The organism is Streptomyces sp. RKAG290, from assembly GCF_023701695.1.
In the GTDB taxonomy this organism is placed as follows: domain Bacteria; phylum Actinomycetota; class Actinomycetes; order Streptomycetales; family Streptomycetaceae; genus Streptomyces.
Genome location: NZ_JAJOZC010000001.1, coordinates 1,141,650 through 1,162,031, shown reverse-complemented (window position 1 = coordinate 1,162,031; position 20,382 = coordinate 1,141,650). Strand labels below are relative to the sequence as shown.

Genomic DNA, 20,382 nt, shown 5'->3' with positions numbered 1-20,382 from the left:
TCCGTCGCGACCCGGCTGCGCACGGCCAGGTTCGGCCCCCGGGCGGGACACGGCCCCGCGTCTCCCACGGCAGGCCGCCGTGGATGGAACGCCCGCACTGGTACGGGCAGGGCGCCAAGGCAGCCGCGCTGGTCGTCCTCACCGTGATCGTGCTCTACCCGTTCGTCCTCGCCATCGGCACCAGCCTGGCCGGCCGCGAGGAGCTGAACGCCAACGGCGGCTACGTACTGCTGCCGCACCACCCGACGCTGGAGGCGTACCGGGTCATCCTCTCCGGCGGGATCGTCACCCGGGCCGCACTGGTGTCCATCGTCATCACACTGATCGGCACCGCGCTCAGCCTGGCGTGCACGGTGATGATCGCGTACGGCACCTCGCGTCCCGGCACGGTACTCGGCAAGCCGATCCTGCTGCTGGTGCTCGGCACCTTCCTGTTCGCCCCCGGCATCATCCCGACGTACCTGGCGGTCCAGCAGTTCAAGATGCTGGACACCTACGCCTCGCTGATCCTTCCGGTGCTGCTCAACGCGTTCAACATCGTGGTCGTCCGCTCCTTCTTCCAGAGCATTCCCGAGGAGCTGTACGACGCGGCGCGGATCGACGGGGCCGGTGAGATCACGGTCCTCTTCCGGATCGTCCTCCCGCTGTCCAAGGCGGTCCTCGCGGTGGTCGGGCTGTTCTACGCGGTCGGGTACTGGAACAGCTTCTTCAACGCGGTGCTGTACCTCAACGACTCCAGCAAGTTCCCCATCCAGGTGATCCTGCGCAGCTACGTGCTCAACGGGCAGAGCATCAACGCCTCGGCCATGGGCGTCCACGCGGTGCCGCCCGCCACCTCCCTGCAGATGGCCGTGCTGATCATCGCGATCGTGCCCATCTTCTGTGTCTACCCCTTCCTGCAGAGGTTCTTCGTCAAGGGCGTCCTGACCGGGGCGATCAAGGGCTGATCAGCCCGCCCCGCCATCGCTGCCACGCACCTCACACACTTCAAGGAGCCCCATGTCCAGCAACTTGTCCCGGCGCGGTTTCATGGGCGCCGCGGGAATCGCCGGCCTGACCGTGGCCGGTCTGTCGACCCTGAGCGCGTGCGGCAGCGGCGCTTCGGTCAGCAAGGGCGGTGCCAAGGCGTCGGCCAAGCTCAAGCTGCCGACGTACGTGGCCGCGCAGACCGCACCCGCGGACCTGGCGGGCAACGCCGCCGGCCTCGACGCCACCTATCTGCGCTACCCCAAGGCCCTCACCAAGTCGGTGGCCAAGGTGCCCGGTGACGGCAGCCGCATCACGGCCCTCACCGAGACCTTCACCACGCCCGCCCCGCCGCAGGCCAAGAACGCCTACTGGCAGGAGCTGAACAGGCGCCTCGGGGCGAAGTTCGACATGACGATCGTCGTGGACCAGGGCGTCGACGCGTACCTCACCAAGTTCAACGCCATGATGGCCGGCGGCGACATACCCGACCTCGTCTGGTTCCCGCCGAACCAGGGCATCCAGCGGGTGCCCGAACTGCTGGACGCCAAGTTCCACGACCTCACCCCGTACCTCTCGGGCGACGCGGTCAAGGACTACCCGAACCTCGCCAACCTGCCGACCACCTCCTGGAAGACCGCCGTGGTCAACGGCAAGATCCGCGGCGTCACCGTGGCCTACGGCTCGATGGGGCAGGTCTACGTCGTCAACGAGGACTTCTGGAAGCCGGTCGGCGGCGCCGAGTTCAGCAGCGCCGAGGACTTCCTCGCCAAGGGCAAGGAGCTCGCGGATCCCAAGCGCAACAAGTACGTCCTGGAGCCGGCGTACGTGAACCACGTCGGCATGTTCGGCCAGTGGTTCGGCGCGCCCAGCGGCTGGCGGCTGGAGGACGGCAAGCTGACGCACATGTACGAGACGGAGGAGTACCAGGAGGCGCTGGCCTTCGGCGTCAAGGTGGCCAAGGCCGGTCTCTTCTGGCCGGACCCCAACCTCAGCACCACCATGGAGAAGATGGCACAGGGTTCCCTCGGCGCCTATGTGCAGTCCTTCCCCGGCTTCCTGGTGGACGCGAAGACGTACGACTTCCCGTTCGGCGTCATCGTGCCGTTCGCCGCCAAGGCCGGTGCCAGTCCGAGGTACAGCATGGGCTACGGCTCGGTCGGCTACACCGCCATCAACAAGAAGGCCGACACCAAGCGCGTGAAGATGCTGCTGGGAGTCATGGACTACCTGGCCGCGCCCTTCGGCACCGAGGAGCGGCTCTTCCTCGACAACGGCATCGAGGGCAAGCACTTCACCCGTACAGCGAAGGGTGACGTCAAGCTCACGGCCAAGGGGAACTCCGAGGCGGTGACCACGGCCCTGCCGCTGGCCTTCCTCGCCGCGGGTCCCGAGTACATCTACCTGCCGGGCAAGTCGGAGCTGGCCGGGAACATCCACGCCTGGCAGCAGGAGCTCCTCAAGATCAGCCAGACGAACCCGACGAGCGGACACTTCTCCGACACGTCCACCAGCAAGAGCCCCTCCCTCACCACCGCGATGAGCGACTGCACGCTGGACATCATCGCGGGCCGCAAGCCGCTCTCCGCCTACAAGGAGCAGCTGCAGAAGTGGCGCTCCGGCGGCGGCGACAAGATGCGTGCCGAATTCGAGGCCTCGCTCGCCGGCAAGTAGCCCGGCGTCCGCCGTCCGGGCAGGCTGCCCGGACGGCGGACCGCACCACCCGCACCACCCGTACAGACAGACAGAGAAGGGACTCCCGTGTCAGACCTGCGACTCGGTGTCATCGGACTCGGCCTGCGCCGGTCCATCGCGATGTCCGCCCACCACCCCGGACAGGGTTCGGCGATCACCGCCGTGTGCGACCTCGACCCCGAGGTGCGCCGGCGCGAGGCCGAGCGCTTCGCCACCGACGTCGCGGTGGAGGACTACAAGCAGCTCCTCGACCGGGACGACCTCGACGCGATCATCGTCGCCACCCCGGACGACACCCATGAGGCCATCGCCATCGATGCGCTGCGGGCCGGCAAGGCGGTCTTCGTCGAGAAGCCGCTCGGTATCACCGTGGAGAGCTGCGACAACGTTCTGCGCACCGCGTACGAGACCGGCAGCAGGCTCTACGTCGGCCACAACATGCGGCACATGGGCGTCGTGCGGCTGATGCGCGACATCATCGCCCGGGGCGACATCGGTGAGCCCAAGGCCGTCTGGGTACGGCACTTCGTGGGCTACGGCGGCGACTACTACTTCAAGGACTGGCACGCCGACCGGACCCGCACCACCGGCCTGCTCCTCCAGAAGGCCGCGCACGACATCGACGTGCTGCACTGGCTGGCCGGCGGCTACACCCGACGCGTCAACGCGCTCGGCGACCTGCTCGTCTACGGCGGTCTGCCGCGGCGCGAGGCTGACACCCCGCGTCCGGACAACTGGCTGCGCGAGTTCGACTGGCCGCCGACGGCCCGCAAGGACCTGCACCACATCGTGGACGTCGAGGACGTCTCGGTGATGAACATGCAGCTCGACAACGGCGTCGTGGCCGCCTACCAGCAGTGCCACTTCACCCCGGACTACTGGCGCAACTACACCGTCATCGGCACCGAGGGCCGGCTGGAGAACTTCGGCGACAGCCCCGGTGACGAGGTCAAGGTCTGGAACACCGGCCCCAGCGGCTACCGCGCCGACGCGGACATCACCTACCGGGTGCCGGACGCCGGCGGCTCGCACGGCGGCGGGGACACCCGGATCATGGCGGAGTTCTGCCGCTTCGTGCGCGACGGGGGTGTCACCGACACCTCGCCGGTCGCCGCCCGGATGAGCGTCGCCGCCGGTGTGCTGGCGACCCGCTCCCTGCGCGAGGGCGGCGCACCGTACGACGTGCCGGCTCTCGACCCCGAGCTGGTCGCGTACTTCGAACGCGGTCAGGTTCGCAGCTGAGGATCTGACCGGGAATGGCCGGACAGGGCCTCGGCCCTGTCCGGCGGGTTTCACCGCAACAGATGCACCGAGCCGGTGCATGCACGGCAACGATCCCCATCCCCCCATCAGAAGCAGGTGCAACGCATGACCCTGCGCCACTTGTTCGCCGCAGTCACCGCCACCGCCGCAGCAGCCGCTCTGGTCCTGCTCGGCACAGCCGCCCCCAGCCAGGCCGCGGACATCGGGACGACTCCCGGCACCTACACCAACTACTCCTTCTCCGGTGCGCCGAAGCTCACCGACGTCACCTGGTCCACCACCGTCCTGCACGACCCCGGGTACCGTGCGAACGCCTTCTGGAGCCATCAGTTCGGCTTCGACAAGGGCAACGGCGCGTACCTCGGGATGCAGTCCAACGGAGGGTCGAGCCGGGTGCTCCTCTTCTCCGTCTGGGACGTCTCCGAGGCCAGAGCCGGCTCCACCGGCAGCTGGTGCCAGGGCTTCGGCGGCGAGGGTGAGGGCATGAGCTGCCGGATGAACCTCGACTGGACCGCCGGTCACCGGTACACCTTCCAGGTCGCGGCCGAGGGCGACGGCTGGTTCGGCGCCACCGTCGCGGACACCGCCACGGGCGCCTCGTACAAGCTCGGCAGCATCAAGACCCCGGCCACCGCCATCTCGCCGTCCGGGATGGTCGACTGGACCGAGTACTTCGAGTGGAACGACCCCCGCGCCACCTGTTACGACCAGCCGTTCAGCGATGCCCGCTTCGGGGTACCCACCGGCAACGGAGGTACGGTCACCGGCGCGGTCTCGGCCACGTCCGACAGCGGCAACGCCTGCGCGCCCATGACCCGGACCGACGTCGCCGCCGGCTCCACGGTCCAGAACCTCGCGATCGGCAACTCCGTGCGCGGCGCGGTGACCGGGCCGGGCGGAAAGTGCGCGGACGCCGCAGGAGGCGTCTCGGACGGTGCCGTGGCCGACCTCTACACCTGCGCGGACAGTGACAACCAGGCCTGGGTGCGCGCGGCCGACGGCACCCTGCGGCTGCCGTCCGACTACTGCCTCACCGCGGACGGCACCGGCAACGGGGCCGCCGTACGGGTCCGCGACTGTGCCGGTACGGGGGCGGGCGGTGCGGTCACCGACCCGGCCAGGCAGTGGACGTACAGCGGCGCCACGCACGCACTCGTCAATAAGGCGTCCGGCCGCTGCCTCGACGTCCCGGGAAGCGACACCACGAGCGGGACCGCGCTGGAGCTGTGGGACTGCCACGGCGGCGCCAACCAGCAGTGGAACGTGCCCGCGACCTACTAGGGCCTCTTGTTTGGGTGAAGCCGGGCTGATCCGGCCTGGTCCGGACGGAGTAGCTGGGACATCGTGAGCCACAAGCCCCTCGGCGGCCGTCTCAAGCGGCTTCACCGAGGGGTTTGTAGCGTCGGTTTTCAGCCATGCTCGGTGGGTAATCGCTCCCTTCCGGTTTGACGGCGGCCGGCTGGGCGACGGCGAAGGGTCTTGAAGTGTCCGGGCGGTATTCACCGGGTTATCCGGATGATTCCGTAAGGCGGGCGGGGCCGGTGTACTCGTACCGTCACCGGCAGGAAGCCCCGGTGACGAGGGAGGGTCGATTTCACGCCAACGGAAGCCGGTTGTGGCCGGCATCGAACGCGCGACCGGAATGCGGTCGGCATAATCGCGTCCATGCCGATCACGGGTGGAGACGTCGTTGACCTGGGCCGGGGGCTCTACGCATGGCTCCCGCCGAAGCGGGGCTGGGGACTGGCGAACTGCGGCCTGCTCGTCTCACCCCGTGGCGCGCTCTGGATCGACACCCCGTACGACCCGGTGCTGGCCGGACAGTTCCTGGCCGAGAGCACGAAGCTGCTGCCCGACGGCGTCGCCATCGACCGGGTGATCGTCACGCATGCCAACGGGGACCACTTCTGGGGTGCGGGTGTGCTCCCGGACGCGGAGATCATCGTGACCCGCGAGGCCCGGGAACACATCCACTACGAGCCCACTCCCCAACAGCAGCACGCGCTGGTCAACGGCGGCGATCCGGCCGACGCCCTCGGCGCCTACCTCGGACGCCACTTCGGCCCGTTCGACTGGTCGCAGACCGAGCCGGTCCGGCCGACCACCTACTTCACCGGTGAGCTCGAACTGACCCTGGGCGATTACCCCGTCGAGATCACGGCCCTGCCCTCCGCCCACACCACGGGCGACCTGATGGTCCACCTGCCCGCCCAGCAGGCCGTGTTCAGCGGCGACATCATCTTCTCCTCGACCCCGCAGCAGCCGGGCGACCACCCGATCCACTGGGCCGGCCCCCTCAGCAATGTGATCGCCGCCTGTGAACAGGTGCTGGCCACCGGCGCCGAGACCGTCGTGCCGGGCCACGGCCCGGTCCTCGACCGGGCGGGCGTGCGCGACCACATCGTCTACCTCGAGTACGTGCGGGAGCGCGCTCACGCCTTCCACACCGCCGGAGTGCCCGCCGCTGAGGCGGCCCGCCGGGTGATCGGCGAGGGCCGCCACCCCGAACTCGGGCTCCCCGAGAGGCTGCTGGTGACCATCGGCAGCGAGTACCGGCAGCTCGACGGCTCCGAAATCCCCGGGGTGCTCCAGGTGATGACCGACGTGGCCGTGCTGGCCCGAGAAGTGGAGCAGGCCCGTGAGACGGCAGCCCGGACGGAGTGACCGGCCGCTCCTGGGCGGCCGCACCGGCCGGAGCAGCCGCCTGATCCTCCGCAGCCGCCCCGGCCGCACGACCGACCCGACGACAGAAACGCGGTAACGGCATGGCATGGATCGTGACGCTGCTCGCCGTCATAGCCGCCGTGGTGGCGACGACGCGCTCGTTCGCGGCCGCCCGCGCGGAACAGCTGGCCCTGGCCCACGCGGAGGTGGCCGAACACCAGACGAGGGCCGCCGAGGCGCGCACCGCAGCCCTCGTCGACGAGATCCGGCAACTGGCCCACAAGCGGATCCCGGCCGCCGCGCTCGCCCTCTCGCACCCCAGCGCACAGGTCCCCGGGCTGCGGGAGGCGGCCGAGGTGGACGGCGACTCCGCCCGGCTGCTCACCGAAGCCGTGCAGGCCGCCCGGACCGCTGTCATGGAGGAACGGCAGCGCGTCGACGCGGCGGCCCGTGCCGCGATGCGCGGCACGTCGGCCAAGATCCAGTCCCTGCTCAACCAGTCCTAGCAACTGCTGCACGAGCTCCAGCACGAGTACGACGACCCGCGCATCCTGCAACTGGACTTCCGCAACGAACTGGCTCTGCGCCGCACCCAGTCCACCGCCGTGCTGTGCGACGCCTGGCCCGGTCTGGCCCGGCAGAACTCACCGCTAGTCGAGATCGTGCTCGGCGCCCAGTCCAGGGTCGCCGGCTACGAGCGGATCAAGGTGGCCAACCACCTGCGCGAGGAGCGGCTCGCACTCGCGGCCCGGGCCGCCGAACCCCTCGCGATCGCACTCGCCGAACTGCTGGCCAACGCCACCGCGTACTCGCACCCCGACACCGAGGTGACGGTGACGCTCCAGCAGAGTGGTGGCCGGGGCGCGTTCCTGGTGGTCGACGACGCGGGTATCGGCATGGACGAGGACACGCTCGACCGGGCCCGCCTGCTCCTGGCGGGCCCCTCCGAGGTGCTCCTGACCGAGCTGGGTGACCCGCCGCAGACCGGCTTCGCGGTCGTCGGGCGGCTCGTCGTGCAGTACGGCTTCCACTGCCACATCGAGGCCTCGCCGTTCGGCGGCATGCGGACGATCCTGCGCGTCCCCGCCCACCTGCTGACCGTGCTCAAGGACGACCGGAGCCTCTCCGCCCTGGCACCGACCCCGGTCTCGGCGCAGCCCGCCCCGGCGGAGACGGCTGCCCAGGCGGAGACGGCGGCCCCGGCAGTAACGGCTGCCTCCGCGGAAACGGCTGCCTCCGTCGGCCTTGTTGCTCCCGCGCGGGACGCATCGGAGAGCGAGTCACCCGTGGCGGCCGAGCCACCCGGGGCCGGCGGACCGGAGACCGACGTACCGGAGACCGGCTCATCGGGTGGCGACGCCGCGACGCCGGTGGGACTGCCCAGCAGGCGCCGGCGCGCCCCCCGGCCGTCCCCCGTCGCCGCCACGGCCCCCGCCGCACCGGCCGCCGGACGGATGTCCCGTACACCGGAGCAGGCCGAGTCTTCCTGGGCGGCCCTCCAGCAGGGCACCCTCAACGGCAGGAGTGTCGCCGGGCGGGCTCCCGCACCGGATTCGGACAGCCACGACCACCTGGGCGACCAGGACGACCAAGGAGACGACGAGAAGTGAGCGCCCCCCACCCCACCACCGGTGACCTCGCATGGGTGCTGACCCCGCTGCTGGAACTGCCCGGTGTCCAACATGCCGTGGTCGCGACCGGTGACGGCCTCGTCGAGGGCGCCTCGCCCGGCCTGGACCAGGCATCCGGCGAACGGGTCGCCGCGATGACGGCCACCCTGCACGCCGCCGCCCGCGCCTTCACCACGGCCTTCACCGACGTCGAGGCCCCGCAACTGGCCCAGACGGTCGTCGAGTCGGACCTCGGCTTCGCCATCGTCGTACCGGCGGGGAAGAACACCACGCTCGCCCTGTTCGCCGAACCCGGCGCCAAACTCGGCGACATCGCCTACCAGATGCAGGTGCAGGTCACCGCGCTGACCAGGGCGATGCACGCGCCCGCCCGCCAACCGGACTCCGCCGTCCGGCCATGACCTCCGGACCGGGACGCCGTCTGATCCCCGCCTACCTGGTCACCGGCGGCCGGCTCCGGCCCGCCGGCCCCGCGCTCGACCGGCTCGCCGTGCTCGTGCGCACCGATACGGCCCTGCCCCGGACACCGGCTCGGAACAGCGAAGACTGTGCGAGTTGCTGGACCCGGGTGCGCTCACCGTCGTCGAGTGCGCGGCCCACCTGGACCTGCCGGTCAGCGCCACCGTATTCCTGGCCACGGATCTCGCGGCCGCCGGTCTTCTGCTCACCCGACCGCCGATACCCAGTGCCGGGGAGATCGACCGGTCGCTCGTCGAGAGGCTGCTCGTTGGACTCCGCTCCCTCCACTGACCGGACCGGCGTCGGCTATCTGCCGGCTGCCGCCCGGACCCTGATGAAGCTCGTCGTCACGGGTCCCTTCGGCGTGGGCAAGACGACCCTGATCCGTACGCTCTCCGAGATCGCCACGCTGCACACCGAAGAGGCGATGACCCAGTCCAGCACCCTGCTGGACGACACCGCGGGGCTCCCCGACAAGACCACGACCACGGTCGCCGTCGACTTCGGACGTCTCACCGTCCCGGACGACCTGGTGCTCTACATGTTCGGCACGCCCGGCCAGGAGCGGTTCCTGCCGCTCTGGGAGGACATCGCGCGCGGCGCGCTGGGCGCGCTCATCCTGGTGGACACCCGACGGCTCGGCGACTCCTTCGCGGTCATGGACATGGTCGAGGAACAGGGACTCCCGTACGCCGTCGCCGTCAACCGCTTCCCCGACGCGCCCGCTCACAGCGACGAGGTCCTGCGCAAACACCTCGACCTCGCTCCCGGCACCCCGCTGGTCCAGTGCGACGCGAGGGAGCGACGGGGCAGCATCGACGCCCTGATCGCGCTGGCCGAACACGTGCTGACCCGACTGCCGCAACCCGAGGAACCGTCATGACACCGTTCGTACAGCCGCCGCAGCCCCTTGCGCTGTACGGCCCGGACTTCGCGGCCGATCCGCACGGCCACTACCGCAGGCTGCGTGAACACGGGCCCCTGGCGCCGGTCCGGATCGCCCCCGACGTCGAGGCGATGCTCGTCACCGACTACCAGGCCGCCGTCGACCTGCTGCGTGACACCCACACGTTCAGCAAGGACCCCCGCGCCTGGCAGGCGACGATCGCGCCGGACTCGCCGGTGCTGCCGGTGCTCGGCCACCGCCCCACCGCCCTGTTCAGCGACGGCGACGAGCACGCCCGCTACCGCGACGCCATCAACGACAGCCTGGCGCTGATCGAGCCGCACATCCTGCGCTCGGAGGTGGCCCGGGTCGCGCAGCAGCTCATCGGCGAGTTCGCCGCCACGGGGAGCGCCGATCTCATCGCCCAGTACGCCCGGCGGCTGCCGCTGCACGTCTTCGTCACCTGGTTCGGCGTCGACCCGGAGGACGGTGAACGGATCGTCGACGGCATCGGCGGCATGATGAACTCGGCGGAGGGCGCCGCCGCCGCGTACGCCGACCTCGTCGACGTCGTCACCCGTCTCGTCGCCGACCGACGCGCCCGGCCGCGACGCGATCTCACCTCGTACTTCCTCGCCCATCCGGCCGGTCTCGACAACGACGAGACCGTGCGTCAGATCACGCTGGTGATGAGCGCGGGCCACGACCCCACGACCAACCTGATCGGCAACGCGACCCTGCACATGCTCACCGACGAGCGGTACGCGGGCTCGCTGCACGGCGGGGCGATGACCGCCCACGAGGCGATCAACGAGGTCCTGTGGCAGGAGCCCCCGATCGCCAACCTGGCTGCCCACTACCCGCGCCACGACACCGAGTTCCACGGTGTCCGGCTGCGCGCCGGACAGCTGGTCCTGGTCTCCTACGGAGCGGCCAACACCCAGTCGGAACCGGCCACTTCGGACCTCGGGGTCCGCTCGGGAGCCAGCGCCCACCTGGCCTGGTCGGCGGGTCCGCACCGGTGTCCCGCGAAGCAGCCCGCGCTCCTCATCGCGATGACCGCGATCGAGCAGCTCACCAGTCAGCTGTGCGACGCGGCACTTGCTGTTCCGCTGGGCGAGCTGCTGTGGCGGCCCGGACCGTTCCACCGCGCGCTGGCCCATCTCCCGGTACGTTTCACCCCGCTCGACACGACAGTGACCGCGGACCAGGACGAGCCCCGCGTGGCCGCGCCCGGCAGCACTTCGACGGTGTCGATCAGCTCCTGAGCCGTGTCGCTGGTAGGCCGAACGGGTGAGGGGCGAGAGAATTGCCCGATGAACAGAGAGCGCAGCCGGCGCAACGCCAACCGATGCACAGACGGGGTGGTCCGGTGAGCAGGTACGACAGGTATGACGTCACCGACGAGCAGTGGGAGGGACTGGCCCAGGTCGTACCGCTGCGCAGCCGTAACGAGTGGCCCTCCCGGGTGGACCACCGCACGGTCGCGGAGGAGCAGGAGAGCGCCGAACAGCGGCGCATGGTGGTGCTGCGGGTCCAGATCTTCGCGGACGCGCGCGAGGTCGCCGAGTATCTGGTCGGACAGATTCCGGTGCTGCTCGATCTGACCAGTGCCGAGCCCGATGTGGCCAAGCGGATCCTGGACTTCACCAGCGGGGTGGTCTTCGGGCTGGGCAGCGGGATGCACCGCGTGGACCGCAACGTCTTCCTGCTGTCGCCCATCGGCATGGAGGTCGAGGGCGTGACGGCGGCGGGCGTGCCGGGGGCGTAGGGGCCCCGTCGCACGGGTTGCGGCGCACGGGTTGCGGCGCACGAGCCGCATCGCACGGGTGCGGCGGGAGTCCCGGCGCACGCGGTGCGGGGGTGTCTGGGCACGCCGTGCGGGGTGTTTGCGCACTTGGTCCGCGTGTTTGCGCAGTTGGTCCGGATGGTTGCGCATTCGGTCCAGGGTGTTTGCGCATTCGGTCCGGGACGGTTCCGCATTCGGTCCGGATGGTTGCGTGCCTGGTCCCGCGACGTCCGCGCACCCGGCCTACCCCGGTGGGGGGTGCGCCATGCGGGCGGGCGTCGGCTTACCCCGATCGAAGGACGGCCGATCCGGCGGAACGGTTCGCCAGTGAGCCGCGTGCGTACGGTCCGGGGCATGTCCGAACCCTGCCCTGAGGCCCGTGAGCCCGATTTCGATTCCGAGTCCGAGCCCGGCGATGCTCGGGCCGGGCTGCTGCCGGGTCGCGTGTCCGGGTCAGACGATCGTCGAGATGCGCTGCCGGGCAGCGTGTCGGACTCCGGCTCCGAACGAGCGGGGCTGCCGGGCCGCGTGTCCGGGTCCGACCGGTCCGGGTCCGACCGGTCCGGGTCCGCCTCCGGTCGATCCGGGCTGCGGGACCGTACCGGCACCGCCCGGCGGGCGGGACGGCCGGCCGGCCCCGTCGTGACCGAGCTGCGGCTCTCCGCGTTCGCGGGGCACCGGGGCACGGCCGTGCCAGTGGGCCCGCTCACCCTTCTCGCCGGCCCCTCCGGCAGCGGCAGGTCGAGTGTGCTGCGGGCCTACGAGGCGCTGGCCGGACTCGCGGCAGGCGCGACGCTCGGCGAGGTGTTCCCGGACCCGGCGGCGTGCGTGCCCGAACGAGCCGTGGCGGATCGGCAGGGTCGGCGCGGATTCCGGCTCGGGTGCACGGCGGACGGCCCGGCCGGACCGGTCCGACTCGACCTCGCCGTCCAGGCCGAGCCCACCCTCCGGATCGTCGGTGAGCGGCTGACCAGGGCCGGGGAGACCCTGCTCAGCACCGCGCTGCGCGATCCGGGACGCCCGGCGGTCCACGCGGCCTGGCACACCGCGGGCGAGGTCCCGGTGACGCGCGAACGGCTGCCGGACGACCGGCTGGGTACGGCGCTGCTGCCGCTGCGGGTCGCGGGCCGGACAGCTACAGGTGCTGGCCGCTGCCGAACAGATGGTGGTCGCGCTGCGTTCGGTCCACGTCTGCGAACCACGGTCTCATCGGATGCGGGCACCCGTGCCACCGGGCGATTCCCTCCTGCGCCGCGACTGCGGGAACCTCGCGTCGGTGCTGCACGGTACGCAGACCCGGTCCCGGCTACGGCACGCCCGGCTGGTCGCGCTGGCGAACGCGGGCTGCGCCCGGCCCGTGACCGGGATCGGTGTCGAGCGCCTCGCGGACGGGCGCGTCAGTGCCGTGGTGGACCGGGGCGACGGACGCGGCACCGCGCTGGAACGGCTCGGCGACGGCGAACTGCGTTACCTGGCACTCGCCGTGGCCCTTCTGGCAGGGCCCGGCGTGGGTCCGTCACAGGCCCCGTCCGAGGTGCCCTCGGCGCTGCGGACCCGCACGGTGCTGGCCGACGGACTCGACCGGGACCTGGATTGCCGGCAGACGCGCGAGCTGCTGGCCGCGGCGGTCGCCGAGACCGGTGCAGGTCATGTCCGGCTGCTCGGCACGGTGACGGAGGCAGGCGCCGCACGGGCCCGCGGGACGGCCGGAGCGGCGGTGGTAGACCTTGTGCCGTGACAGAACTCGACGTACAGACACTGCAGCGACGGCTCGCGGCTTTCGCGGCCGCACGCGACTGGGAGCAGTACCACACCCCGAAGAACCTGGCGGCGGCGCTGAGCGTCGAGGCGTCCGAACTCCTGGAGATCTTCCAGTGGCTGACGCCCGAACAGTCGGCCCGGGTGATGGAGGATCCCGGTACGGCGCACCGGGTGTCGGACGAGGTCGCCGATGTGCTCGCGTATCTGCTGCAGTTCTGCGAGGTGTTGGGCATCGACCCGCTGACTGCCCTGGCGGCCAAGATCGAGCGGAATGAGGTGCGCTTCCCGGCTTCTAAGGGCACCGATGCCCCTGATCGTCACTCTTCGGAGTGATCAACTTATGCACAATCGACGGGGTGTCCACAGATTTCCGAAATCCTCTGGCGTTTCGGTACCACGACCCTCACTGTGGGTAATGAAAGAGGTGAGCGGGTTTTCGTACAGAACGGGGGCAACGCATGGAAGCGGAGCGGCTGGTAGCAGTCATCAGGCGGGCACTGGCGCAGAGCAGGGGCACGCCCGACATCATCGCCGAGGCCTGGCAGGCTCAGGCGCTGGCGCAGGCGATCGGAAGCAGACTGGCGGCGAGCGGTCCCAAGGAGTTACGGGGCGAGGCGAGCGGGCTCAGCGAGATCGGCGGAAGAAGTAACGGTGCGCTGGACCACCCGGCGGCGCGGGCCGGGGTGGCCCGGGCGGCGCAGCTCTCCGAAGTCGCCGATCCGCGCGCGGCACTGAGCGGTCTGGGCACGCTCCTCGGGGAGGTGGGGATAGCGCTGGTCGGAGTGGCGTGCGAGACCGACGAGCAGAGCCTGTACTGGCAGTGCATGGAGGCGATCGACGCCGCCGACGAGTCGACGGACCGGGTCCACGGAATGCTCCGGCTGCTCGACGAACGGGACCGCGAACGTCAGCAGGATCTGGAACGCGGCAGGGAGCGGGACGGCCCCCACGGCGTCCTCCATGGACCGGGTCCCGCCGCAGGCCGGCTGTGAGAGCCCGCCATCCCGGATGACCGCGCTCCAGGATGACCCACCAACTCGTATGACCCACCGACCCGGATGACCTGCCGTCCCTGATGACCCGGACGCAGCGGCGGGCGGCGGGGCGAGAGCTCGGGGGCACGCCGCAGTACGGCGACGCGCCGCATCCAACCCCCTTCGGGACTTGCCGGCAGGGGACATGGCAGGAAGGAGCCGGCGGGTCCGGGCTCATCCATGCACACCGGCGGGGAACGGTGCAGGATGGATGCATGGATCTTCGAATCTTCACCGAGCCCCAGCAAGGGGCGAGCTACGACACGCTGCTCAGCGTCGCCAAGGCGGCCGAGGACCTGGGCTTTGACGCCTTCTACCGCTCCGACCACTATCTGCAGATGGGGCAGGGGGACGGACTCCCGGGCCCGACGGACGCATGGATCACGCTGGCCGGGCTGGCGCGCGAGACCAAGCGCATCCGCCTCGGCACACTGATGACTGCGGGGACCTTCCGGCTCCCCGGCGTACTGGCCATCCAGGTGGCCCAGGTCGACCAGATGTCCGGCGGCCGCGTCGAACTCGGCCTGGGTGCAGGCTGGTTCGAGGATGAGCACAAGGCGTACGGCATCCCGTTCCCCCAGGACAGGCTCGCCCGGCTCGAGGAACAGCTGGCGATCGTCACGGGGCTGTGGTCGACCGAGGTCGGCAAGACGTTCAGTTACGACGGCACCTACTATCAGCTCACCGACTCGCCCGCGCTGCCCAAGCCGGCGCAGGCCAAGGTGCCGGTACTGATCGGGGGGCACGGCGCGAAGCGCACGCCGCGACTGGCCGCCCAGTACGCCGACGAGTTCAACATCCCGTTCGCCTCGCTGGAGGACAGCGAGAAGCAGTTCGGCCGGGTCAGGGAAGCGGCCGTGACCGCGGGCCGGGCACCGGACGACCTGGTGTACTCCAACGCCCTGATCGTCTGCGTCGGCAAGGACGACGCCGAGGTGGCGCGCCGTGCCGCCGTCATCGGGCGTGACGTCGCGGAGCTCAAGGCGAACGGGCTGGCGGGCTCGCCCGCCGAAGTGGTCGACAAGATCGGCCGGTTCGAAGCCATCGGGGCATCGCGGATCTACCTCCAGGTGCTTGATCTCGACGACCTCGATCACCTGGAACTGATCTCGTCGAAGGTCCAGTCCCAGCTCACCTGAGATCAGGAGCGCCTGTGCCACCCGCCCACGAGCCCGTCCCGTCCTCCGCCGGGAGGCCGTCCCGCCCGCTCGCCGCAGCCCTCGCCGCCGGTACGGTCCTGCTCGACGGCGGCCTCTCCAACCAACTGGAGGCGCAGGGCTGCGATCTGTCCGACGCGCTGTGGTCCGCCCGGCTGCTCGCCGACGGACCCGGGCAGATCGAGGCGGCGCACACGGCCTATGTGCGGGCGGGTGCGCAGGTGCTCATCACCGCCAGCTACCAGGCGAGCTTCGAGGGATTCGGGCGGCGCGGGACCGGGCGGGCGGAGGCGGCCGCTCTGTTCGCCCGCAGCGTCGGGCTGGCCCGGCGGGCGGCCGGTGCGGTGCAGCGGGATGTGTGGGTCGCGGCGTCGGTCGGCCCGTACGGGGCGGTGACCGCGGACGGGGCCGAGTACCGGGGGCGCTACGGGCTCTCGGTCCGGGAGCTGGAGCGCTTCCACCGCCCCAGGATCGAGGCGCTGGCCGCCGCCGGCCCCGATGTGCTGGCGCTGGAGACGGTGCCGGACACCGATGAGGCGCAGGCGCTGCTGCGGGTGGCGGAGGAATGCGGACTGCCTGTCTGGCTCTCCTACACCGTGGCGGGCTCGCAGACCCGGGCGGGACAGCCGCTGGAGGAGGCGTTCGGCCTTGCCGCGGGGCGCGAGGGCGTGGTGGCGGTCGGGGTGAACTGCTGCGATCCGGCGGACGCGGACCGGGCGGTCCGGACGGCGGCGGAGGTGACCGGCAAGCCCGTCGTCGTCTATCCGAACAGCGGCGAACGCTGGGATGCCGAAGGGCGGGGCTGGACCGGTGGCGTCACGTTCGAGCCCGGCCGGGTCCGGGGCTGGCAGGCCGACGGTGCGCGGCTGGTCGGCGGCTGCTGCCGGGTCGGTCCGGCCACCATCGCAGAACTGGCCGTACTGCTCCGGCCGCCGGGGGCGCACGGCCTGGAAGGAGGGGAGGGCGAGCCGGAGACGGAGTGAAATTGCCTGGTGAGAGGGAGTGAACCGGGCCATACTCGGACGCGTGTTCCTGACGATCAGTACAACCGGCACCCCGGAACGACCCGCCACCGATCTCGGCTTCCTGCTGCACAAGCATCCCGAGAAGGCGCAGTCGTTCTCCACCTCCCACGGCACCGCCCACGTCTTCTACCCAGAGGCGTCCGCGGAGCGTTGCACGGCGGCGCTGCTGCTGGAGGTCGATCCCGTGGCCCTGGTGCGGCGGGGCAAGGGCAAGGGTCGGGGCGGCGCCCCGGACGCGGCGCTGGCCCAATACGTCAACGACCGCCCCTACGCCGCCTCCTCGCTGCTGTCGGTCGCGATGAGCACCGTCTTCAAGTCCGCGCTGAGCGGCACCTGCAAGGCGATGCCCGAGCGGGCCGAGGCTCCGTTGCCGCTGCGGATCGAGGTGCCCGTGCTGCCGGCCCGGGGTGGTGCCGAGCTGGTGCGCAAGCTCTTCGGGCCGCTCGGCTGGACGCGGGTGGACGCGGTGGCCGTACCCCTGGACGAGCAGTTCCCCGAGTGGGGGGACTCGCGGTACGTGACGCTCGTGCTGGAAGGGGAGTTGCGGCTGGTGGACGCGCTGCGCCAGCTGTACGTCCTGCTGCCGGTACTCGACGACGCCAAGCACTACTGGGTGGCGCCGGACGAGGTGGACAAGCTGCTGCGGGCCGGCGAGGGCTGGCTGGCCGAACACCCCGAGCAGAAGCTGATCACCAGTCGTTATCTGTCCCGGCGCTGGAGCCTGACCCGGCAGGCGATGGAGCGGCTGGAGCTGGTGCGCCTCGCCGAGTCCGACGACCTCGACGTCGAGAGCATCGACAACGCCGTCGACGAGTCGACCGACACCGAGGAACGGCCGGTGCCGCTCGCCGAACAGCGGCGGACCGCGATCCTGGCCGCGCTGGGCAGTGCCGGGGCGGCCAGGGTGCTCGACCTCGGCTGCGGCCAGGGCCAGTTGGTGCAGGCGCTGCTGAAGGATGTGCGCTTCACCGAGATCGTCGGAGTCGACGTCTCGATGCGTGCCCTCACCATCGCCTCGCGCCGGCTGAAGCTGGACCGGATGGGGGAGCGGCAGGCCGCCCGCGTCACGCTCCAGCAGGGCTCGCTCACGTACACCGACAAACGGCTCAAGGGCTACGACGCGGCAGTGCTGAGCGAGGTCATCGAGCACCTCGACCTGCCGCGGCTGCCCGCGCTCGAATACGCGGTGTTCGGTTCGGCCCGCCCCCGCACGGTGCTGGTGACCACGCCGAACGTCGAGTACAACGTCCGCTGGGAGACGCTCCCGGCAGGGCGCGCCCGGCACGGCGACCACCGCTTCGAGTGGACCCGGGCCGAGTTCCGGGACTGGGCGGGCGAAGTGGCCCGCCGGCACGGGTACGGGGTGGAGTTCGTGCCGGTGGGCCCCGACGACCCGGAGGTGGGGCCGCCCACCCAGCTGGCCGTGTTCACCCTGACCGCAGCCGACGAGACCGAGAAGGAGGCGAAAGCCGCATGAGCAGTACCAGTGACAGCACCACGCGCACCCTGCCGGTGACCGACCTCTCCCTCGTGGTCCTCGTCGGAGCGAGCGGATCGGGCAAGTCCACTTTCGCCCGCAGGCACTTCAAGCCGACCGAGATCGTCTCCTCGGACTTCTGCCGGGGCCTCGTCGCCGACGACGAGAACGACCAGAGCGCCAGCCGGGACGCCTTCGACGTCCTGCACTACATCGCGGGAAAGCGCCTGGCCGCCGGGCGGCTGACCGTCGTCGACGCGACGAACGTCCAGCCCGAGAGCCGCCGTCAGCTCGTACAGCTGGCACGTGAGCACGACGTGCTGCCCATCGCCATCGTCCTCGACCTGCCCGAGGAGGTCTGCCTCGCCCGCAACGCGGCCCGCCCGGACAGGGCCGACATGCCCCGCCACGTCGTCCAGCGCCACCGCCGCGAGCTGCGCCGTTCGCTGCGCGGCCTGGAGCGCGAGGGCTTCCGCAAGGTCCACATCCTGCGCACCGAGGAGGAGGCCGAGCGCGCCGAAGTGGTGCGGGAGCGCCGCTACAACGACCTCCGACACCTCACCGGTCCCTTCGACATCATCGGCGACATCCACGGCTGCAGCTCCGAGCTGGAGACCCTGCTCGGCAAGCTCGGCTACCTGGACGGGGCGCACCCCGAAGGGCGCACGGCGGTCTTCGTCGGCGACCTCGTCGACCGCGGCCCGGACAGTCCCGGGGTGCTGCGCCGCGTCATGTCCATGGTGTCGGACGGCAACGCACTGTGTGTTCCCGGCAACCACGAGAACAAGCTCGGCCGCTACCTCAAGGGCCGCAAGGTCCAGCAGACCCACGGACTCGCGGAGACCATCGAGCAGCTGGAGCGCGAGGACGCCGAGGGACCGGAGTTCCGGGAACAGGTCAAGGCGTTCATCGACGGGCTCGTCAGCCACTACGTGCTGGACGGCGGCCGGCTGGTCGTCTGCCACGCCGGTCTGCCCGAGAAGTACCACGGGCGCACCTCCGGACGGGTCCGCTCGCACGCGCTGTACGGCGACACCACCGGGGAGACCGACGAGTTCGGCCTTCCGGTGCGCTACCCGTGGGCGGAGGACTACCGGGGCCGTGCCGCCGTCGTCTACGGCCACACCCCCGTACCCACCACCTCCTGGGTCAACAACACGCTCTGCCTGGACACCGGAGCGGTCTTCGGCGGGAAGATGACCGCGCTGCGCTGGCCGGAGCGCGAGCTCGTCGACGTGCCGGCCGAGCAGGTCTGGTACGAGCCGGTGAAGCCGCTGACCACCGAGGCGCCGGGCGGCCGTGAGGGCCGTCCGCTGGACCTCGCCGATGTGCAGGGCCGCCGGATCGTGGAGACCCGGCACATGGGCCGCGTCGCAGTGCGCGAGGAGAACGCGGCGGCCGCGCTCGAGGTCATGAGCCGGTTCGCCATCGACCCGCAGCTGCTCGCCTACCTCCCGCCGACCATGGCGCCGACGGCCACCTCGCACGAGGAGGGGTACCTGGAGCACCCGGCGGAGGCGTTCGCGCAGTACCGGGCGGACGGCGTCGGCAAGGTCGTGTGCGAGGAGAAGCACATGGGCTCGCGGGCCGTGGCCCTGGTCTGCCGGGACGCGGAAGCCGCACGGGAACGCTTCGGCACGGGGGGCTCGTCCGAGAGCGGCGGAGGCCCGACGGGAGCCCTGCACACCCGTACGGGACGCCCGTTCCTGGACGATGCCGCGCTCACCGAGGTCGTCCTCGGCCGGCTGCGCGCGGCGGTCACCGCCGCCGGGCTGTGGGAGGAATGGGACACCGACTGGGTGCTTCTCGACGCCGAGTTGATGCCCTGGTCCCTCAAGGCGGCCGGACTGCTCCGCTCGCAGTACGCGGCGGTCGGCGCCGCCTCGGGCGCGGTGCTGCCCGCGGCCACCAAGGCTCTCGCGGCGGCAGCGGAGCGCGGCGTCGACGTCGGCGCGCTCGCGGACCGGCAGCAGGGCCGGGCCGAGGACGCGGCGGCGTTCACCGAGGCCTACCGCCGCTACTGCTGGAGCACCGAGGGGCTGGACGGGGTGCGCCTGGCACCGTTCCAGATCCTCGCCGTGCAGGGCCGCTCGCTCGCCTCCGTACCCCATGACGAGCAGCTGGCCTGGCTGGACCGGCTGGTGGAGCACGACCCCACGGGGCTGCTCCAGGTCACCCGGCGGCTCGTCGTCGACACCGCCGACGAGGCCTCGGTCCGCTCCGGCGTCGACTGGTGGCTGGAGATGACCGGCCGCGGCGGCGAGGGCATGGTCGTCAAGCCGCTCGGCGCCCTGGTCAGGGACGGCAAGGGCAGGCTGGTCCAGCCCGGCATCAAGGTGCGCGGCCGGGAGTACCTGCGGATCATCTACGGGCCCGAGTACACCCGTCCGGAGAACCTGGACAGGCTGCGCGGCCGGTTCCTGGGCCACAAGCGCTCGCTCGCCCTGCGCGAGTACGCGCTGGGCCTCGAAGCCCTGGACCGGCTGGCCGAGGGTGAGCCGCTGTGGCGGGTCCACGAGGCGGTGTTCGCGGTGCTGGCGCTGGAGTCGGAGCCGGTGGACCCGCGGCTGTAGGG

Annotated in this window: 18 protein-coding genes and 1 pseudogene; all 19 read left to right on the top strand. The window is 71.1% G+C overall.

All coding sequences use genetic code 11. The features are described from left to right. Positions 1-83: 83 nt before the first annotated feature. The gene (locus tag LNW71_RS04980) at positions 84-947 is read left to right on the top strand and encodes a carbohydrate ABC transporter permease (protein WP_250967121.1); all 864 of its coding nucleotides are present in this window, start codon (positions 84-86) and stop codon (positions 945-947) included. Positions 948-999: 52 nt separating this feature from the next. Then, positions 1,000-2,640: a hypothetical protein gene (locus LNW71_RS04975; protein WP_250967120.1), complete on the top strand. Its 1,641-nt coding sequence runs from the start codon at positions 1,000-1,002 to the stop codon at positions 2,638-2,640. Between the two features lie 87 nt (positions 2,641-2,727). Continuing rightward, positions 2,728-3,903: a Gfo/Idh/MocA family protein gene (locus tag LNW71_RS04970; protein WP_250967119.1), complete on the top strand. Its 1,176-nt coding sequence runs from the start codon at positions 2,728-2,730 to the stop codon at positions 3,901-3,903. Positions 3,904-4,029: 126 nt separating this feature from the next. Further along, positions 4,030-5,205, top strand: coding sequence for a ricin-type beta-trefoil lectin domain protein (locus LNW71_RS04965; RefSeq protein ID WP_250967118.1), 1,176 nt, complete (start codon positions 4,030-4,032; stop codon positions 5,203-5,205). A 384-nt stretch (positions 5,206-5,589) separates the two neighbouring features. Next, positions 5,590-6,588, top strand: a complete 999-nt coding sequence (locus LNW71_RS04960) for an MBL fold metallo-hydrolase (RefSeq protein ID WP_250967117.1) — start codon at positions 5,590-5,592, stop codon at positions 6,586-6,588. 101 nt (positions 6,589-6,689) lie between these two features. Beyond that, positions 6,690-7,094 (top strand): hypothetical protein, encoded by a 405-nt coding sequence (locus LNW71_RS04955; protein ID WP_250967116.1) that lies wholly within the window; start codon positions 6,690-6,692, stop codon positions 7,092-7,094. Between the two features lie 99 nt (positions 7,095-7,193). Next, the gene (locus LNW71_RS04950; protein WP_250967115.1) at positions 7,194-8,198 is read left to right on the top strand and encodes an ATP-binding protein; all 1,005 of its coding nucleotides are present in this window, start codon (positions 7,194-7,196) and stop codon (positions 8,196-8,198) included. Further along, positions 8,195-8,620: a roadblock/LC7 domain-containing protein gene (locus tag LNW71_RS04945; protein WP_250967114.1), complete on the top strand. Its 426-nt coding sequence runs from the start codon at positions 8,195-8,197 to the stop codon at positions 8,618-8,620. The genes LNW71_RS04950 and LNW71_RS04945 overlap by 4 nt, the downstream gene beginning before the upstream one ends. Before the next feature lie 154 nt (positions 8,621-8,774). Next, complete coding sequence (locus tag LNW71_RS36825) at positions 8,775-8,969, top strand: DUF742 domain-containing protein (protein ID WP_285802044.1); 195 nt, start codon at positions 8,775-8,777, stop codon at positions 8,967-8,969. Then, positions 8,947-9,561, top strand: a complete 615-nt coding sequence (locus LNW71_RS04935; protein ID WP_250967113.1) for an ATP/GTP-binding protein — start codon at positions 8,947-8,949, stop codon at positions 9,559-9,561. Before LNW71_RS36825 ends, LNW71_RS04935 begins: the two co-directional genes overlap by 23 nt. After that, positions 9,558-10,832, top strand: a complete 1,275-nt coding sequence (locus tag LNW71_RS04930) for a cytochrome P450 (RefSeq protein ID WP_250967112.1) — start codon at positions 9,558-9,560, stop codon at positions 10,830-10,832. Before LNW71_RS04935 ends, LNW71_RS04930 begins: the two co-directional genes overlap by 4 nt. Positions 10,833-10,936: 104 nt before the next feature. After that, on the top strand, positions 10,937-11,335 hold the full coding sequence (locus LNW71_RS04925) for a cell division protein SepF (protein WP_250967111.1): 399 nt from the start codon (positions 10,937-10,939) through the stop codon (positions 11,333-11,335). A gap of 433 nt (positions 11,336-11,768) precedes the next feature. Then, a pseudogene (locus LNW71_RS04920) lies at positions 11,769-13,091 on the top strand (ATP-binding protein). Continuing rightward, on the top strand, positions 13,088-13,447 hold the full coding sequence (locus LNW71_RS04915; RefSeq protein ID WP_250967110.1) for a nucleotide pyrophosphohydrolase: 360 nt from the start codon (positions 13,088-13,090) through the stop codon (positions 13,445-13,447). The pseudogene LNW71_RS04920 and the gene LNW71_RS04915 overlap by 4 nt, the downstream one beginning before the upstream one ends. A gap of 125 nt (positions 13,448-13,572) precedes the next feature. Then, positions 13,573-14,106: a DUF6099 family protein gene (locus LNW71_RS04910; protein ID WP_250967109.1), complete on the top strand. Its 534-nt coding sequence runs from the start codon at positions 13,573-13,575 to the stop codon at positions 14,104-14,106. 257 nt (positions 14,107-14,363) lie between these two features. Further along, the gene (locus LNW71_RS04905; protein ID WP_250967108.1) at positions 14,364-15,287 is read left to right on the top strand and encodes an LLM class F420-dependent oxidoreductase; all 924 of its coding nucleotides are present in this window, start codon (positions 14,364-14,366) and stop codon (positions 15,285-15,287) included. A gap of 14 nt (positions 15,288-15,301) precedes the next feature. Further along, positions 15,302-16,288, top strand: a complete 987-nt coding sequence (gene mmuM, locus LNW71_RS04900; RefSeq protein ID WP_250967107.1) for a homocysteine S-methyltransferase — start codon at positions 15,302-15,304, stop codon at positions 16,286-16,288. 43 nt (positions 16,289-16,331) lie between these two features. Next, the gene (locus tag LNW71_RS04895; protein ID WP_250967106.1) at positions 16,332-17,807 is read left to right on the top strand and encodes a 3' terminal RNA ribose 2'-O-methyltransferase Hen1; all 1,476 of its coding nucleotides are present in this window, start codon (positions 16,332-16,334) and stop codon (positions 17,805-17,807) included. Then, positions 17,804-20,380, top strand: coding sequence for a polynucleotide kinase-phosphatase (locus LNW71_RS04890; RefSeq protein ID WP_250967105.1), 2,577 nt, complete (start codon positions 17,804-17,806; stop codon positions 20,378-20,380). Before LNW71_RS04895 ends, LNW71_RS04890 begins: the two co-directional genes overlap by 4 nt. Positions 20,381-20,382: the final 2 nt, after the last annotated feature.

Excerpts from the sequence above, each read along its gene's own strand:
- LNW71_RS04980 (WP_250967121.1), top strand. The coding sequence starts at position 84 with ATGGAACGCCCGCACTGGTACGGGCAGGGCGCCAAGGCAGCCGCGCTG.
- LNW71_RS04975 (WP_250967120.1), top strand. The coding sequence starts at position 1,000 with ATGTCCAGCAACTTGTCCCGGCGCGGTTTCATGGGCGCCGCGGGAATC.
- LNW71_RS04965 (WP_250967118.1), top strand. The coding sequence starts at position 4,030 with ATGACCCTGCGCCACTTGTTCGCCGCAGTCACCGCCACCGCCGCAGCA.
- LNW71_RS04960 (WP_250967117.1), top strand. The coding sequence starts at position 5,590 with ATGCCGATCACGGGTGGAGACGTCGTTGACCTGGGCCGGGGGCTCTAC.
- LNW71_RS04955 (WP_250967116.1), top strand. The coding sequence starts at position 6,690 with ATGGCATGGATCGTGACGCTGCTCGCCGTCATAGCCGCCGTGGTGGCG.
- LNW71_RS04930 (WP_250967112.1), top strand. The coding sequence starts at position 9,558 with ATGACACCGTTCGTACAGCCGCCGCAGCCCCTTGCGCTGTACGGCCCG.
- LNW71_RS04910 (WP_250967109.1), top strand. The coding sequence starts at position 13,573 with ATGGAAGCGGAGCGGCTGGTAGCAGTCATCAGGCGGGCACTGGCGCAG.
- LNW71_RS04905 (WP_250967108.1), top strand. The coding sequence starts at position 14,364 with ATGGATCTTCGAATCTTCACCGAGCCCCAGCAAGGGGCGAGCTACGAC.
- LNW71_RS04890 (WP_250967105.1), top strand. The coding sequence starts at position 17,804 with ATGAGCAGTACCAGTGACAGCACCACGCGCACCCTGCCGGTGACCGAC.